Source organism: Komagataeibacter sp. FXV3, from assembly GCF_015155755.1.
GTDB lineage: Bacteria > Pseudomonadota > Alphaproteobacteria > Acetobacterales > Acetobacteraceae > Komagataeibacter.
Genome location: NZ_VWPI01000149.1, coordinates 1 through 15,708, shown reverse-complemented (window position 1 = coordinate 15,708; position 15,708 = coordinate 1). Strand labels below are relative to the sequence as shown.

Below are 15,708 nucleotides of genomic sequence, written 5' to 3'. Positions count from 1 at the left end.
TACGAAACGGATCACGATGTCTGCTACAGAAAACAAGTCCGACCTGATCAACATGGATCTCAAGACAGGACGGGTGGTGATCCGCCTGCGTCCCGACATCGCACCGCTGGCGGCCGAACGTATCCGCACGCTGGCGGCGGAAGGGTTTTATGACAACACCCCCTTCCACCGCGTGATCCACGGCTTCATGGCGCAGGGCGGCGACCCGACGGGCACCGGCACGTCAGGCAGCAAGCTGCCGGACCTGAAGGCCGAGTTCACCAACAAGGCCAAGTTCGAACGCGGTACGGTCGGCATGGCCCGCACCATGAACCCCGACAGCGCGAACAGCCAGTTCTTCATCATGTTCGAACCCTCCCCGCACCTTGATGGCCAGTACACCATCGTGGGCCAGGTGATCGAAGGCATGGACCACATTGACAAGGTCAAGCGTGGCGCGGGCCAGAGCGGCATGGTGCAGGACCCCGACCGCATCATCAAGATGCGCCCTGCTGACGCCGAAGCCTGATTTTTCAGTACACGACCGGACGACGCGCCCCATTGCGGCGTGGCCGTCCGGCCAGCCCGGGCTGTGACCGGTGGCCTGACGCCCATGGGGCGTCACCGGTACCACAGCCTGTTTTTGCGGGCCTTATGCATTCATGCACAGGTTGACACCCCCGCCGGGGATGTTTAGAGACCTGCCCAAGGTGTGACGCCACGGTTTCTGACCATGGATAGCGCCTTCATACAGGTGATGTGAGCCGGTAGCTCAGTCGGTAGAGCATTCGACTTTTAATCGAATGGTCGTGGGTTCGAGCCCCACCCGGCTCACCATTTCCTGTCTTCCCTTTTCCATTGCCATGCAGACCCTTCCCTTCGGGCCATACGCCATTTCCGGGCGTTCAAACCCGTTGCCGGATACGTTCGCGCACAGCAATGCGAACCTGCCGGGTTCATGGCCTGGTTCACCGAAATACACCTTTTCATATGCCATTTCCCCTCTCGCATCCGGGAAAACCGTCACCTGTATCCGGCCCATCAGGACGGGACAGGTGGGACGAGCATGTGCGCCCACAGGCATATGAATGTTCGATTTAATAATTAAGTTATGTATTTGTGATTATTTTTATAATTTTATGTCTTGATCTGCGCTTATTTTTTCCAATAAATCACCATTCGCCATGCGGTCACAGGATATTCGCACATTCCGGCCGCTTTTAAACCCGCTGTCGTTGCCGGTGCAATGGATGGCGCATCCGCCCGCCCCGCCTGCGGGCAGGTCTATCAATGTCTGTGAGATCCCATGACCCTGCACCCCGTCCTGACCGCCGTGACCGAACGGGTCATTTCCCGTTCGGCCCGTACCCGCCGCGCCTATCTGGACCTGATTGCGCGTGAACGTGACAACGGCATAAGCCGTCCCCGCCTGGCCTGCGGCAACCTTGCGCACGCCATCGCGGCATCGGGTGATGACAAGACGGGGCTGCGGTCGGCGCGTGGCATGAATATCGGAATCATAACGTCTTACAACGACATGCTGTCCGCCCATCAGCCCTATGGCCGCTATCCCGACCAGATCAAGCTGTTCGCGCGCGAAGTGGGCGGCACGGCGCAGGTAGCGGGGGCAACACCCGCCATGTGTGATGGCGTGACGCAGGGGCAGCCGGGCATGGAAATCTCCCTGTTCAGCCGCGACGTGATCGCCATGTCCACGGCGGTGGGGCTGAGCCACGGCATGTACGAAGGCGTGGCGATGCTGGGCATCTGTGACAAGATCGTGCCTGGCCTGCTGATCGGCGCGCTGCGCTTTGGCCACCTGCCCACCATCCTGATCCCCTCTGGCCCGATGCCATCGGGACTGCCCAACAGCGAAAAGCAGCGCATCCGCCAGCTTTACGCCGAAGGCAAGGTGGACAAGGAGCGGCTGATGGATGCGGAATCCGATTCCTACCACGCGGCGGGCACCTGCACGTTCTATGGCACGGCCAACACCAACCAGATGCTGATGGAGGTAATGGGGCTGCATCTGCCCGGTTCCTCCTTCGTGCCGCCCAATACGAAGCTGCGGCAGGAACTGACGCGGGCCGCCATCCACCGCCTGAGCGAAATCGGCGCACGCGGCGACGACTATCGTCCGCTGGGCCTGTGCGTGGATGAACGCGCCATTGTCAACGCGGCCGTCGGCCTGCTGGCCACGGGCGGGTCCACCAACCTGGCCATCCACCTGCCCGCCATGGCGCGGGCAGCGGGTATCGTGATCGACTGGGACGATCTGGACCAGCTATCCTCCATCGTACCGCAACTGACCCGCGTCTATCCCAACGGGTCGGCAGACGTAAACGCCTTCCACACGGTGGGCGGCATGCCCAGCCTGATCGGTTCCCTGCTGGATGCGGGGCTGCTGCATCCCGACATCATGACCGTGGCCCGTGGCGGCTTTGCCGAATACCGCACGAAGCCGTGCATGAAGGACGATGCACTGGCGTGGGAAGAAGCCGGTCCCTCCACCGATGACACCATCCTGCGCGCACCCGCCAACCCGTTTCGTGCCGATGGCGGCATGAAGGTCATGGACGGCAATCTGGGCCGTGGCATTTACAAGACCAGTTCCGTCGCCCCCGAACGCTGGACGATCGAGGCCCCGGCCGCCGTGTTCGACCATCAGGAGGACGTGCTGACGGCCTTCCGTGATGGAAAGCTGGACCGTGACGTAGTTGTCGTCGTGCGCTTTCAGGGTCCCGCCGCCAATGGCATGCCCGAACTGCACAAGCTGACGCCAACACTGGCCGTACTGCAGGACCGCGGGCACAAGGTGGCGCTGGTGACCGATGGCCGCATGTCGGGTGCAAGCGGCAAGGTGCCCGCCGCCATCCATATCGGCCCCGAAGCCTATGTCGGCGGCCCGCTGTCGCTGCTGCGCGACGGGGACATGGTGCGTGTGTGCGCGCAGACGGGCCAGATTGATGCGCTGGTTTCGGCCACGGAACTGGCGAACCGCACGCCATCACGTCCGCCCGCACCGCAGTTTGGCACGGGGCGCGAACTGTTCGCACTCATGCGCGCAAATGTGGACATGCCGGAACAGGGGGCCTCGGCCATCCTTGCCTCCATGGACCACATGGCGGCACAAGAAGACGCCTGAACCCCGGCGCATACGCCGCGAACCGTTGTAAAAAAGGGAAGCCGACATGGCCCGCATTGAAGACATCATGACCCTTGCCCCGGTTATCCCGGTGCTGGTCATTCACGATCCCGCCCATGCCCGCCCGGTGGCCGAGGCCTTGGTGGCCGGTGGCCTGCGCGCGCTGGAAGTCACCCTGCGCACCGAATGCGCACTGGATGTCATTGCCGAGATGGCGAAGGTGGAAGGCGCTGTTGTGGGCGCTGGCACCGTGTTGAATGGCGATGACCTGAAAAGTTCGGTTGACGCGGGTGCCCGCTTTATCGTCAGCCCCGGCCTGACCGCCAATGTCGCTCATGCCGCAAATGCGTGCGAAGTCCCGCTGCTGCCCGGCACGGCCAATGCCAGCGACATCATGCGCGGGCTGGACCTGGGGCTTACGCATTTCAAGTTCTTCCCCGCCGTTGCGGCAGGTGGCATCCCGGCGCTGAAGGCCCTGTCCGCCCCGTTCGGTCAGGCGCGTTTCTGCCCCACCGGCGGCATCAAGGCCGATACGGCAGCAGACTGGCTGGGCCTGCCCTCCGTTCTGTGCGTGGGTGGATCATGGCTGGTACCCGCGGGCACGCCCGATGTCGCGGCAATTACGGCACGCGCGAAACAGGCTGCGGCGCTCAAGGCCTGATACCCCATAATCAGTTGATAAAAATAAAATTTTTCGGATGCTGCCTTTTTTTAAAAAGGCGGCATTCTTTCTGAAGCTTTTTTGAAAAAAGCTTCACCAAAAACTTCCATTCCATCTACATGCCCGACGGTTGCTGGTGTCGCCTTCCCCTTCCGCGTTTCCTGACAGGGTGCAATACCGCCATGATGGTCCGATAAAGGAACGGGCCAGTCATGGATCATGACCAGGGCAGAACGGACCATCGCCCGCAACGCCCCCTACAACCCATATTTCAGCGACCATGCATTCATCGGCAGGCTGTATGAAGAATGCGTGTGGGATAAAAGGGAATTCCGGCAACTGAAGCAGGCCGTTTCGCCAGCCCTGAGGCCGCACGATCTTACCAGACCCGCCGAAAGGTCAGGTTGTAACGGCACGGCCCCGTCACCGGGTGCAGGCCTGCCCGCAATGCTGCGATACCGTGAAACACCAGCCGTGATGGGCCGCCCCACACCACGACATCCCCATGCAGCAGGGGAATGCGCCGGACCGGGTCATTACGCTGCAACCCGCCCCACTGGAACATGGCGGGCAGGCCGAAGGAGACGGACACAACCGGCGCATCCGTCCGTTCATCATCATCCTGATGCAGCCCCATGCGCGCACCCGGACGATATCCGTTGATCAGGCAGGTATCAGGTACGAAACCGTCATGCCCCGCCAGCCGCGCGGCGTCGGTGGCCCATGCCCGCCACGCAGGCGGCAAAGCGGGCCACGACCGGCCGGTCAGGGGATCACGGGTTTCATAACGGTGCCCACGCGCATCACTGCACCAGCCAGCAGCCCCGCAGCAGGTCATGGCAACCGACATCGTGCCGCCGCCCGCCGTCGTCATGCGCCGGAAGGGGGACAGCCGCGCAATCTGCTTTATGCCCGCCAGCATGTCCGCCGCCTGCATGGCGGCATGGCCACGCAGCACAGCGGCCCCCGTATCAAGCACCTCATGCTTCGGAACAGGGGAAGGTGGCAGGTCGAGCATGAATTCCCGCTGTGTCATGCCCTGCCCTTTCCCCTGCTGCGATTTGAAAACAAATCACTGATAAACATGAAAATTTCTGGCGAAGCATTTTTCAGGAAGCTTCAGGAAACGCCACTTGGAAAAAAAAGGGGCACCCATAATGGATGCCCCTTCCCTGCCGCGCCATGAGGCCGGTCAGAAGCTGTTGTCGTCGCCCGCGTCGAAACCGCCGCCGTCGAATCCGCCACCATCATCCCCACCACCGGCGTCAAAGCCGGAATCGGCACTGGTGCCGCCACCGGCGAACGGATCGGCACCACCGGTGCCCGCCGTGCTGTCACCGTAGTTGTTGTTGATGATCGTCTCACCACCCGGCTGCGGCATCCCGCTGGCAAATCCACCCGCGTCATGGTGACCGCTGAACAGGCCCGTCAGCGCATTGCCCATCATCATGCCCCCGGCGACACCCGCCGCCGTTGTCAGGGCCGAGCCAAGGAAACCCGACCCGCGGGAGGGGAACATGCCCGGCTGCATGCCCGGCGGATAGACCGGCTGCGGCGGCGGGGCGGACGGCGCGTTACCTCCCCAGCCCGGCGGGGGTGCCGCCTGCTGCGCGCGCTGCTGACCACCGCCGAACATGCCGCTGAGGAACCCGCCACCACCCGACGCGGGCCGGGACTGGGCCTGCTGCTGCAGCTGCTGGATCTGCTGCTGCGCCTGCTGCACCTGCCACTGAAGCTGGCGGATCTGGTTCTGGGCCTCCGCCAGGGCGGCTTCCTGCACCACGGCGGTCTGGGTAATGCGGTAACGGGCTTCAGGATATTTCTGGAACATCTCCCCGATATACTGGTCGGCCTGCGGGTCGATCGGCGGAAGGGCGTTTGCCGTCTGGGGCACGCTGCCGGGGGCATTGCCCCCGACGCGGGCAAAAAACTGTGTGATCAGTTGGCGTTCCTGGTCATTCATCCTGTCTGTCCTGCCTTGGGCTGGGGATATCGTTCCCCTGCCGATGTGGTTCGTGCGGGCGCAATAAGCAAGGGCGGATCCTGCCATGCAGGGCCGATCCCGGCTCAGGGCACGCCCTACCTTCCGGTCGGGGCCGCATAACGGTATGCTGTCCGGCGATTTTGCGCCAGATGGTGCATACCTGTCCCCGTTTTGCGGAGCATCTTGTTCATGGACCCGGCCCCCGTGCCCCGATCACCCACGTCTTCCCGCCCGCTGTCGTTTCAGGGGCTGATCCTGAAACTGCACCAGTTCTGGTCCGATCAGGGCTGCGCCATCCTCCAGCCCTACGATACCGAAGTGGGCGCGGGCACGCTGTCGCCGCACACCACGCTGCGCGCGCTGGGCCCGAAACCGTGGAAGGCAGCCTATGTCCAGCCCTGCCGCCGTCCATCCGACGGCCGCTATGGCGAAAACCCGAATCGGCTGCAGCACTATTACCAGTATCAGGTACTGCTCAAGCCCACGCCGGAAGACAGCCAGAAACTGCTGCTGGACAGCTACCGCGCCATCGGCATCGACCCGCTGGAACATGACATCCGCTTTGTGGAAGATGACTGGGAAAATCCCACCATCGGCGCATGGGGCCTGGGGTGGGAAGTCTGGTGCGACGGGATGGAGGTGACGCAGTTCACCTATTTCCAGCAGGTTGGCGGCATTCCCACCGTCATGCCCTCGACCGAACTGACCTACGGGCTGGAACGGCTGGCGATGTACGTGCAGGGAATCGAGAATGTCTATGACCTCGATTTCAACGGGCAGGGCCTGAAATACGGCGATGTCTTCCTGCGCGCGGAGCAGGATTATTCCCGCCACAACTTCGAGGTGGCGGATGTGGAGATGCTGCACCGCCACTTCATCGACGCCGAACGCGAATCGACCGCTCTGGCCGAAGCGGGGCTGGCCCAGCCAGCCTATGACCAGTGCCTGAAGGCCAGTCACCTGTTCAACCTGCTTGATGCACGCGGCGTGATCAGCGTCAGCGAGCGTGCATCCTATATCGGCCGCGTACGCGCGCTGGCCAAACGCTGCTGCGAAGCGTGGCTGGCGGGCGAGGAATAAGAGATCATGCCCGAACTTCTTATCGAACTCTTTTCCGAGGAAATCCCCGCCCGCATGCAGACACGCGCGGCGGCTGACCTTGAACGCCTGGTGTGCGAGGCACTCAGCCCGCTCAACCCGCGTAATGCTGCGGCATTTGCCGGTCCCCGCCGCATCGCGCTGTCGCTGACGGTCGATACAACCGTGCCCGGTGGCACGGTGAACGAACGCGGCCCGCGTGAAAGTGCGCCGGACAAGGCGCTGGCGGGCTTCATGCGCAAGCATGGGGTGGACCGTGACGCGCTGGTGGCGGAAAACGGCTTCTGGGTGCTGCACCGTGAGATCGCACCCATCCCCGCCGCCCGGCAGGTAGCCAATGTCATGCCCGGCCTGCTGCGCCGCTTCCCATGGCCCAAATCCATGCGCTGGGGTGTGGGCAGCGCCTTTACATGGGTGCGACCGCTGCGTCGGATCGTGTGCATCCTTGATGGCGTGGTCGTGGACTTCACCCTGGCGGAAGGCGAGGATAACGGCCACGGCCTGAAATCCGGCAACCTGACCGAAGGCCACCGCTTCACCGCCCCGGGCGCGTTTGCGGTCAGCAGCACGAAGGAATGGCTGGATGGCCTGCGCGCCCATCAGGTCGAACCTGACGCAGCCGCGCGCCGCACCACCATTGCCGAGGGTGTGGCCAGCCTTGCCGCCGAGGAAGGGCTGAGCGTCGTGGCCGATCCCGGCCTGATTGACGAAGTCGCGGGCCTGACCGAATGGCCGGTGCCGTTCCTGGGCCAGATCGACGACGAATTCATGACCCTGCCGCCCGAGGTGATGCAGGTATCCATGCGCGTGAACCAGCGTTACTTCGCGCTGCGCAACGCCGATGGCTCGGCCGCCCCCCGCTTTGCCTTCGTCGCCAACCTGCTGCCCCGTGATGGCGGTGCGCTGACCATTGCAGGCAATGAACGCGTGCTGCGCGCACGCTTTGCCGACGCCCGCCATTTCTGGGACCTTGACCGCGCCCGCACGCTGGAAAGCCGCGTGCCCGCGCTGGACCAGATCGTGTTCCATGCCGCGCTTGGCAGCCAGGGCGCACGTGTGCAGCGCATTGTCCGCCTTGCCGGGCTGCTGGCCCCGCTGACGGGGGCGGACAGGGCACAGGCCGAACGCGCGGCCCTGCTGTGCAAGGCGGACCTGACCACCGGCATGGTAGGGGAATTCCCCGAACTGCAGGGCGTCATGGGGGCCTATTACGCCCGTCATGACGGGGAAGCGGATGCGGTGGCCGATGCCATTGGCGCGCATTACATGCCACGTGGCCCGCAGGACGACGTGCCCCATGCCCCGGTTTCGGTCACGGTCGCGCTGGCGGACAAGATCGACATGCTGGTCGCCTTCTTTGCCGTGGGTGAAAAGCCGGGTGGGTCGGGCGACCCGTATGCCCTGCGTCGCGCAGCACTGGGGATCATCCGCATCATCCGTGAAAACGGGCTGCGGCTGGATCTGGCCAAGGTGTTCTGGGAAGCGGCACAGGGGCTGCCCGAATCCCTGCGCCTTGCCCCCGATCTGGACGTTCTGCCGGAATTCGTGGCCGACCGCCTGCGCGTGCAACTGCGTGGCGAAGGCGCGCGGCATGACATCCTGGCGGCCGTATCGGTTGGCAATACGGATACCGACATCGTGCGCCTGCTGGCGCGTGCGAAGGCCATTGCCGACATGCTGGAGACCGAGGACGGGCGCAACATGCTGGCGGCGACCAAGCGCGCGGCCAACATCCTGCGCATCGAGGACCGCAAGGATGGCCCGCATGAGGGCACGCCCAACCCGGCGCTGTACACCCAGCCAGAGGAAAAGGCGCTGGCCGAACAGTTGCAGAAGACCATCCCGGCTGTCGAGCAGGCCATCGCACAGGAACGCTACGCGGACGCGATGCGTGACGTGGCGGCCCTGCGCCCGACCCTTGACCAGTTCTTTGACAAGGTCACGGTGAATGACACCGATCCCGCCGTGCGCGCCAACCGCCTGCGCCTGCTGTCGGAACTGTGCCGCATGACGGTACTGATTGCTGATTTCAGCCAGATCGAGGGCTGAACAGACTACTGATAGACGTTTTGGGTGCCGCCTTTTTTCCAAAAAGGCGGCATTCTTTCCTTACGGCAGATACACCAGCCGCGCGGGCCGCGCGCCATGCAGCACGACCACCGCATTCTGCCGAAACAGCCGCGCCAGCCACAGCCCGCGCGCCAGCGGCACCCGCACCGCATAAAGCGGTTCGGACCACCGGCCCAGCCGTCCTTCACCCAATGCATGCGGCACGCCATGCAGATACCGCGCCAGTGCGCGCATCATCCGCCGGTTCCAGCCATCCGCACGCAGCCGACCACCGGGATTGCATGCGCTCAGCAGCACGATATCGCCTTCTGGCACCCTGCCCCGCCAGCGCGGCGGCTGGCCAATGCGGATAACCGGCAGGCCACGCGCGTGATAGGTACTCAGGCGATAGGCACGGTGAACAGCAGCCGTGGGCGGGACAATGCCCGCCATCAGTCCCTGTTCTCCAGCGTTTCGCCAAAGGTATCATTGCGATGCACCCATGCGGACATGAGCAGCCCGAAACCGAACATGACCATCAGCATGGCCGACCCGCCATAGGAAATCAGCGGCAGCGGCACGCCCCCCACTGGAATCGCCCCCATCACCATGGACAGGTTGACCGCGCAGTACAGGAAGAAATTGACCGAAATGCCCAGCCCCAGCAGTCGCCCGAACTGGTTACGGCTGCGCATGGCAATCAGCATGCCGCCAAAAACCAGCAGCAGCAGCATGCCAATGACGGTAACGCCACCGACATACCCCCATTCCTCGGCAATCATGGTGAAGATGAAGTCGGTCTGTTTTTCAGGCAGGAAGTTCAGCTGTCCCTGCGTGCCGTGCAGATAACCCTGCCCCCACATGCCGCCTGACCCCAGCGCGATCTTGGACTGGATGATGTTGTAGCCCGCCCCCAGCGGGTCACTTTCGGGATGCAGGAAGGTGGTGACCCGCGCCTTCTGGTAATCATGCAGGTGGCCATAGGCAATCTTTGCCAGGAACGGCATGGGCAGGATCAGCAGCGCGATCTGCCATAGCCGCATGCCCGCGGCAAAGAACATGCAGGCCCCCACCGTGCCGATGATGACGGCGGTGCCAAGGTTGGGTTCCTTGAGCACAAGGGCGACCGGCACAAGCACCATCAGAGCAGGCGGCGCCAGAAACAGCGGATTGCCCATGCGGCGGTAACTGATCTTGTGAAACCATGCCGCCAGCATGAGGACAAGGGCGATCTTGGCCAGTTCCGATGGCTGCACCTGCATCCCACCCAGCATGAGCCATCGCTCCGCCCCCTTGCCCACATGCCCCATACGCAGCACGGCGACGAGCAGGATGAGCGAGAAGATGTAAAGCGGCCACGCCATGCGTGCCAGAATGCCCGGGCTCATCAGTGAAATGCCCAGCATCATGACCACGCCAAAGCAGAAGCGGATGGATTGCGGCCCCGCAAACGGGCGCGACGTGCCGCCGCCTGCCGAATACAGTGCCCCATACCCCACCACCGCCAGCGCGCAGATCAGCAGCACATACAGCCAGTTGACCTGCCATAGCTTGGTCAGGATCTGGAAATTGGGTTCGGCGCGCAGCAGGCGTTTCTGGAATTTCATTCCATTCTCCACAACAGGCACGGCAATGGCGTGGCCCCGGACGGGATCGCGGCCGGGTGGGTCAGTCCACCTCGGCCTGTGCCACTTCCTGCCCCGGCGGTTCACGGTGGTTGACCGGATCGCGGCGCAGGGTATCGGTCATGATATCACGCGCAAGGGGGGCGGCGACATCCGCACCCGCATTGCCATGCTCGATCACGACCGCCGTGGCGTAACGCGGCGCGTCATACGGGGCATAGCAGATGAACAGCGCATGCGGCCGGTATTCCCATGGCAGGTTGGCGGAATTGAAGTGCCCGCTTTCACGCATCGCGCGCGAGACGCGACGCACCTGCGCCGACCCGGTCTTGCCCGCCATCTGCACGCCCGGAATATCCAGCCGGGCCTTGGGGGCCGTACCCCCTTCCTCATTCACCACGGCGAACATGCCCGCGCGGATGTCCTGAAAGAACTGGTCGGGCATGTCCATGCCCGATGCATGGCCAAGGTCGGTCAACGCCGCCGTGCGGCCTGCGATGGAACGGATCAGGTGCGGCTGCACGTCACGCCCCGTGGCGATGCGGGACGCATAGGTCGCCAGTTGCAGCGGCGTGACCTGCACAAATCCCTGCCCGATGCCGCTGACAATGGTATCGCCGCCATTCCAGTGGTGCCCGTGCTTGCGCCGCCATGTCGGCGTGGGGATCAGGCCCTGGCGCACATGGGGCAGCTCGATTTCAGGCAGCTTCGCACCCAGCCCGAACAGTTCGGACGTGGCCGCGATCGCGTCCATGCCGGTACGGCGCGCGACTTCGTAAAAGAAGACGTCACAGGAATATTTGAGCCCCTGGCGCAGGTTGATCGACCCATGCCCATAGCGCGACCAGCAGTGGAAGCGCGTGCCGCCCACATCAATGTAACCGGGGCAGGAAATCCGGTCGGATGGCGACAGCGTGCCCGCGCGCAGGGCCGCCATGGCCACGGCGGGCTTGAAGGTGGAACCGGGCGGGTACAGTCCCGACACCGCCTTGTTGATCAGCGGGGTCTGGCTGTTGTTGGTCCATTCGATCCACTGGGCCTGGCTTACGCCACTATCGAACAGGGAGGGATCAAATGACGGGTTGCTGACCATGGCCAGCACTTCGCCATTGCGGCAGTCCATCACCACGGCGCTGGCCGACTGGTCGGCAATGCGGCCCAGCACCTGCTGCTGCAGGCCGCTGTCGATGGTCAGGGCGATCTCGTCCCCCGCCAGTCCCTCGTCACGGTCCAGTTCAGCCATGACGCGACCAACGGCGTTGACCTCCATCTCGACCGAGCCGACCTGCCCGCGCAGGTTGCCGTCCTGTGTCTGCTCGATCCCCGAACGGCCGACGCGCATGCCCGGCAGCGCCAGTTCGGCATTATGCACCACGTCCTTTTCCGCGGGCGGGGCGACATAACCCACCACATGCGCCAGTAACGGGCCAAAGGGATAGACGCGCGTGGTGCCCACATCAATCAGCACGCCGGGCAGCGAGGGCATGTTCAGTTCCAGCCGCGCCATGTCATCCCATGACAGGAAATCACGCAGCATGATCGGGATAAACCGCCGCTTGTGCTTCAGTTCATGTTCGATACGCGTCAGGTCTCGCGGCTCCAGCGGCACAAGCTGGCCAAACCGTTCCAGCGTCCCGGCAATGTCGGTGGTTTCTTCCGCCAGCAGCAGCGCGCGCCAGTTGATGCGGTTGGATGCGACCGAAATGCCGAAACGGTCCGTGATCCGCCCGCGTGGCGGCGCGAAGAAGCGTTTGCTCAGGCGGTTGTTTTCCGCAAGCTTCGCATAATGGCTGCCGTTGAGAACCTGAAGCCCGTACAGACGTTCCCCCAATGCCCCCAGCACGGCGCCCTGTGCCGCCATAAGCACGAGCGCACGGCGGGTGAAGACGCCACGGGAAGGATTCTTGCCTTCCTCGGGACGGGACATGAGCCGGTTGCCGGATTTCTTCTTACGAAACTTCATTCATTTATCCGGCGCGGGCGCACGATCGCATCCGCTTCAGGAAGGGTCCGCGTTGTTGACGACAAAACGATAGGTCCAGACAAACCCCGTATACAGGACAGGAAAACTGCCGAAGGCCAGGACTGTCTCGAAAACAAAGGGTAGAAACTCCACAATATGCAAGGCCAGTGCGGAACACAGCACCCATTGTAGCGCCGTAATGCCCACCATCACCACGCCAAACACAAACCAGAGTACAAAAAAATTAACCCGTGCCAGCGTGTAACGTCCCGACAGCGCGATGCCATGCACGATCAGCATCATCAGCAGCATGACCCCCACCGGCCCGAAGCTGAGGATATCCACCCATATGCCCAGCATGAACACGGCAATCGAGGGCATGAACACCGGCACGAACACCGACCACAGGAAAACGGTGGCCATGATGACGGCGGGCATCAGTTCCACCTGCCCCGGCAGGTTCAGCGGTGCGGACAGCACCAGTGCCACGAAAAACACGAACAGACATGGCACGCTGCTGCGCATGCCATGGTCAATGCGGTAACCCAGCCCCGAACGCGGGTGGATGCCGGGCCGGATCGGGGGCGGCGTGAAGGTTTTCATCCATGCAGCCCCTGATCGGGATGGGACTGGAACTGTGATGGCAGGGACATGGTCCGCCCGACATTGGGCAGCGGCACGCGGCCCGGGGCATCGGGCGGGGACACGCTGTCCTCGTAATCGAATATGCGCAGGATATCGATATGGTCCAGCGCCGCCGCCGGCACCACGACAGGCTGCCCCGGCCGCAGGTAATGCACATGCCCCACGGGCAGGCCCGCCGGCAGGCTTTCGATTTCCCCATTGGTCACGACACGTTCCCCCTCGATCGGGACGTTATCCTGCGGATAGAAGATGATGCGCGGCAGGGCGGTGTTGTCCCCCGCCATGATGGCCGCCGCATGGCTGGATTCCAGCGTGACCGGCAGGCGGCTGGACGAATCGGTAATCAGCAGCACGCGGACCGAACGCTTGCCCACCTCGGTCACCCGGCCCACCAGCCCCGATCCATCCAGCGCGATTCCCCCCTTGCGGACCGCCGTGTCGGGATTGATCGCCAGCAGCACGGCGCGGGCATACAGACCGCTGGTATCACGCACCACGCGCCCGGTGACAAAGGCGGGCGCGTTATCGGGAATCCAGTGCAGGTTCGATTTCAGCGCGGCGTTTTCATCCGCCAGCGCCGCCGCCACGTCATACCAGTGGCGCAGCGACACGTTTTCGGCACGCAGGCGGATATTTTCGGCTTCGAGGTTACGGATATCCTGCAGGTTGCCCGACAGCCAGCGCAGCTTCGCCTGCGGCCACGCCACCAGACCGTAGGCAGGGGCCAGCAGGTCAGCGGTCTGCATACGCAGTTTTTCAATCAGCGGGCGATCCGCCTTGCCCAGCAGGATCACACCGCAGGCCACAAGGATCAGCGCAGGCAGCACCAGCTTGCCAAGCGCCTGACGGAACTGGATGGAAACAGGCATCAGCCCAGCCTTCCATGCGCAACGGTTACGTCACGCCTGCCGGGTCGTCCAATACTGCCTGGTCGCCGGACCTGCATCGTCCTGCGTCTCCCCCATGCGCACGCTGCCCTCCCTACGCAGCAGGCAGCGCACCTGTCCCGTTCGTCAGTACATACTTGTCAGTACATTGCGCAGGCGCTTCATTTCCTCAAGCGCGCGGCCGGTGCCCATCGCCACACAGGACAGCGCGTCCTCACCTACCGTAACCGGCAGGCCGGTCTCACGCCGCAGCACTTCGTCCAGACGATAGAGCAGCGCCCCACCGCCCGTCAGGACAATGCCCTTGTCCACGATATCCGCCGCCAGTTCCGGCGGCGTGTTTTCCAGCGCGGTGGTCACCGCATCAAGGATCTGGCTGACCGGTTCGGCCAGGCTGTCAGCGATCTGCGCCTGCGACACCACGACTTCGCGCGGGACACCGTTGATCAGGTCGCGCCCCTTGACCTCACGCCACGGACCCGGGTCATCCGGGTCATCGGGCGGCATGGCGGAGCCGAGGTGGATCTTGATCTGCTCGGCCGAGCTTTCGCCAATCAGCAGGTTATGGTTGCGGCGGATGTAGGAAATGATCGCCTCATCCATCTTGTCGCCACCCACCCGCACGGAGCGGGCGTACACGATACCGCCAAGCGAGATCACGGCCACTTCCGTCGTGCCGCCACCGATATCCACGATCATGCTGCCCGAAGGCTCGGTCACCGGCAGGCCCGCGCCGATGGCGGCGGCCATGGGTTCCTCGATCAGGAAGACCTTGCGCGCGCCGGCGCTTTCCGCACTTTCCTGAATGGCGCGACGTTCCACCGCAGTCGAACCGGATGGCACGCACACGATGATCAGCGGGCTGGCAAACATGCGGCGGTTATGCACCTTGCGGATGAAATGCTTGATCATTTCTTCCGCGACTTCAAAATCCGCGATCACGCCATCACGCAGGGGCCGGATGGCCGTGATGTTGCCGGGGGTACGGCCAACCATCTGCTTGGCTTCCTCACCGACCGCAAGAACCTGCTTCTTGCCCCGTACCTCTGCCAGCGCGACGACCGACGGTTCATTCAGGACGATACCACGCCCCTTGACGTAAACCAGCGTATTCGCCGTGCCGAGGTCGATCGCCATGTCAGCGGAAAGCAGACCCAGTACACGAGCAAACATCCAGAACTCCCGACATCAACCACCAGACAGGACTGTCCTACATCCCGACCAGCAAGGCATACCCTGATGGCATGCCTGCCTTACTGTCGAAAACCGTCTGGATCAGGTTGAGGGATTACCGGCGCGCGCAGGGAGGGGCAAGGGGCCAGACAATTTTAATTTGTTAAAATCTTCACACTTTTGATGATTGTTACAAAATGCCCCGCTTTGGTCATGGCCAAACCATCCGCGCCATACCATTTTGTAGTGACAGCGGCTGGGATGTCATCGTGCCATCCATGTCCGCAATACCGGAAAAAGACATACATGAAAACCATATTTCCCCGCATGACCTTCCGCCCGGCAATACTGCTTGCCGCCGGGCTGTGCCTTGGTCTTGGTGCGTGCGAGGACACCCGTGATCCTGGCCAACGCGCCATTGGCGGCGGCCTGCTGGGCGCAGGGGGCGGGGCACTGATCGGCGGCCTGGCCGGTGGCGGACGGGGGGCTGCCATTGGCG

Annotated in this window: 13 protein-coding genes, 1 tRNA gene and 1 pseudogene; 7 read left to right on the top strand and 8 right to left on the bottom strand. The window is 63.4% G+C overall.

Annotated elements, in window-relative coordinates:
- Positions 1 to 16 precede the first annotated feature (16 nt).
- From F1542_RS13795 to eda, 4 genes are all read left to right on the top strand, one after another.
- Positions 17 to 508, top strand: a complete 492-nt coding sequence (locus F1542_RS13795) for a peptidylprolyl isomerase (protein ID WP_141262055.1) — start codon at positions 17 to 19, stop codon at positions 506 to 508.
- 232 nt (positions 509 to 740) lie between these two features.
- Positions 741 to 816, top strand: a tRNA-Lys gene (locus F1542_RS13790).
- 469 nt (positions 817 to 1,285) lie between these two features.
- The gene (edd, locus tag F1542_RS13785) at positions 1,286 to 3,124 is read left to right on the top strand and encodes a phosphogluconate dehydratase (RefSeq protein ID WP_193733533.1); all 1,839 of its coding nucleotides are present in this window, start codon (positions 1,286 to 1,288) and stop codon (positions 3,122 to 3,124) included.
- Between the two features lie 46 nt (positions 3,125 to 3,170).
- Complete coding sequence (gene eda, locus F1542_RS13780; protein ID WP_010507182.1) at positions 3,171 to 3,785, top strand: bifunctional 4-hydroxy-2-oxoglutarate aldolase/2-dehydro-3-deoxy-phosphogluconate aldolase; 615 nt, start codon at positions 3,171 to 3,173, stop codon at positions 3,783 to 3,785.
- A 379-nt stretch (positions 3,786 to 4,164) separates the two neighbouring features.
- On the opposite strand, the gene alkB is transcribed toward eda, so the two are convergent.
- Together alkB and F1542_RS13770 are read right to left on the bottom strand one after the other, a co-directional pair.
- On the bottom strand, positions 4,165 to 4,821 hold the full coding sequence (gene alkB / locus F1542_RS13775) for a DNA oxidative demethylase AlkB (RefSeq protein WP_193733532.1): 657 nt from the start codon (positions 4,819 to 4,821) through the stop codon (positions 4,165 to 4,167).
- A 156-nt stretch (positions 4,822 to 4,977) separates the two neighbouring features.
- The gene (locus tag F1542_RS13770; protein ID WP_193733531.1) at positions 4,978 to 5,748 is read right to left on the bottom strand and encodes a DUF2076 domain-containing protein; all 771 of its coding nucleotides are present in this window, start codon (positions 5,746 to 5,748) and stop codon (positions 4,978 to 4,980) included.
- A gap of 210 nt (positions 5,749 to 5,958) precedes the next feature.
- Here F1542_RS13770 and F1542_RS13765 point away from each other — a divergent pair, with 210 nt between their 5' ends.
- A complete protein-coding gene (locus F1542_RS13765) occupies positions 5,959 to 6,849 on the top strand; it encodes a glycine--tRNA ligase subunit alpha (RefSeq protein ID WP_010507187.1) in 891 nt (296 codons plus the stop codon).
- Positions 6,850 to 6,855: 6 nt separating this feature from the next.
- Positions 6,856 to 8,916, top strand: a complete 2,061-nt coding sequence (glyS, locus tag F1542_RS13760; protein WP_193733530.1) for a glycine--tRNA ligase subunit beta — start codon at positions 6,856 to 6,858, stop codon at positions 8,914 to 8,916.
- A 60-nt stretch (positions 8,917 to 8,976) separates the two neighbouring features.
- On the opposite strand, the gene F1542_RS13755 is transcribed toward glyS, so the two are convergent.
- The 6 genes from F1542_RS13755 to F1542_RS13730 all read right to left on the bottom strand — a co-directional run bounded on the left by F1542_RS13755 (position 8,977) and on the right by F1542_RS13730 (position 15,209).
- Entirely contained in the window at positions 8,977 to 9,369 is a 393-nt protein-coding gene (locus F1542_RS13755; RefSeq protein WP_193733529.1) for a DUF3293 domain-containing protein, read from the bottom strand.
- Positions 9,369 to 10,523 (bottom strand): rod shape-determining protein RodA, encoded by a 1,155-nt coding sequence (gene rodA, locus F1542_RS13750; protein ID WP_193733528.1) that lies wholly within the window; start codon positions 10,521 to 10,523, stop codon positions 9,369 to 9,371. The genes F1542_RS13755 and rodA overlap by 1 nt, the downstream gene beginning before the upstream one ends.
- A 61-nt stretch (positions 10,524 to 10,584) precedes the next feature.
- Complete coding sequence (gene mrdA, locus F1542_RS13745) at positions 10,585 to 12,504, bottom strand: penicillin-binding protein 2 (protein ID WP_193733527.1); 1,920 nt, start codon at positions 12,502 to 12,504, stop codon at positions 10,585 to 10,587.
- Between the two features lie 36 nt (positions 12,505 to 12,540).
- On the bottom strand, positions 12,541 to 13,107 hold the full coding sequence (locus F1542_RS13740; RefSeq protein WP_193733526.1) for a rod shape-determining protein: 567 nt from the start codon (positions 13,105 to 13,107) through the stop codon (positions 12,541 to 12,543).
- Entirely contained in the window at positions 13,104 to 14,018 is a 915-nt protein-coding gene (gene mreC / locus F1542_RS13735) for a rod shape-determining protein MreC (RefSeq protein ID WP_019091016.1), read from the bottom strand. The genes F1542_RS13740 and mreC overlap by 4 nt, the downstream gene beginning before the upstream one ends.
- A gap of 144 nt (positions 14,019 to 14,162) precedes the next feature.
- Entirely contained in the window at positions 14,163 to 15,209 is a 1,047-nt protein-coding gene (locus F1542_RS13730) for a rod shape-determining protein (protein WP_010515049.1), read from the bottom strand.
- 306 nt (positions 15,210 to 15,515) lie between these two features.
- Between F1542_RS13730 and F1542_RS13725 the strand changes: the two are divergent.
- Positions 15,516 to 15,708: pseudogene (locus tag F1542_RS13725) on the top strand (hypothetical protein); the annotation flags it as partial.

Excerpts from the sequence above, each read along its gene's own strand:
- F1542_RS13740 (WP_193733526.1), bottom strand. The coding sequence starts at position 13,107 with ATGAAAACCTTCACGCCGCCCCCGATCCGGCCCGGCATCCACCCGCGT.
- rodA (WP_193733528.1), bottom strand. The coding sequence starts at position 10,523 with ATGAAATTCCAGAAACGCCTGCTGCGCGCCGAACCCAATTTCCAGATC.
- F1542_RS13755 (WP_193733529.1), bottom strand. The coding sequence starts at position 9,369 with ATGGCGGGCATTGTCCCGCCCACGGCTGCTGTTCACCGTGCCTATCGC.
- F1542_RS13730 (WP_010515049.1), bottom strand. The coding sequence starts at position 15,209 with ATGTTTGCTCGTGTACTGGGTCTGCTTTCCGCTGACATGGCGATCGAC.
- mrdA (WP_193733527.1), bottom strand. The coding sequence starts at position 12,504 with ATGAAGTTTCGTAAGAAGAAATCCGGCAACCGGCTCATGTCCCGTCCC.
- edd (WP_193733533.1), top strand. The coding sequence starts at position 1,286 with ATGACCCTGCACCCCGTCCTGACCGCCGTGACCGAACGGGTCATTTCC.
- F1542_RS13770 (WP_193733531.1), bottom strand. The coding sequence starts at position 5,748 with ATGAATGACCAGGAACGCCAACTGATCACACAGTTTTTTGCCCGCGTC.
- F1542_RS13795 (WP_141262055.1), top strand. The coding sequence starts at position 17 with ATGTCTGCTACAGAAAACAAGTCCGACCTGATCAACATGGATCTCAAG.
- eda (WP_010507182.1), top strand. The coding sequence starts at position 3,171 with ATGGCCCGCATTGAAGACATCATGACCCTTGCCCCGGTTATCCCGGTG.
- mreC (WP_019091016.1), bottom strand. The coding sequence starts at position 14,018 with ATGCCTGTTTCCATCCAGTTCCGTCAGGCGCTTGGCAAGCTGGTGCTG.
- F1542_RS13765 (WP_010507187.1), top strand. The coding sequence starts at position 5,959 with ATGGACCCGGCCCCCGTGCCCCGATCACCCACGTCTTCCCGCCCGCTG.
- glyS (WP_193733530.1), top strand. The coding sequence starts at position 6,856 with ATGCCCGAACTTCTTATCGAACTCTTTTCCGAGGAAATCCCCGCCCGC.
- alkB (WP_193733532.1), bottom strand. The coding sequence starts at position 4,821 with ATGACACAGCGGGAATTCATGCTCGACCTGCCACCTTCCCCTGTTCCG.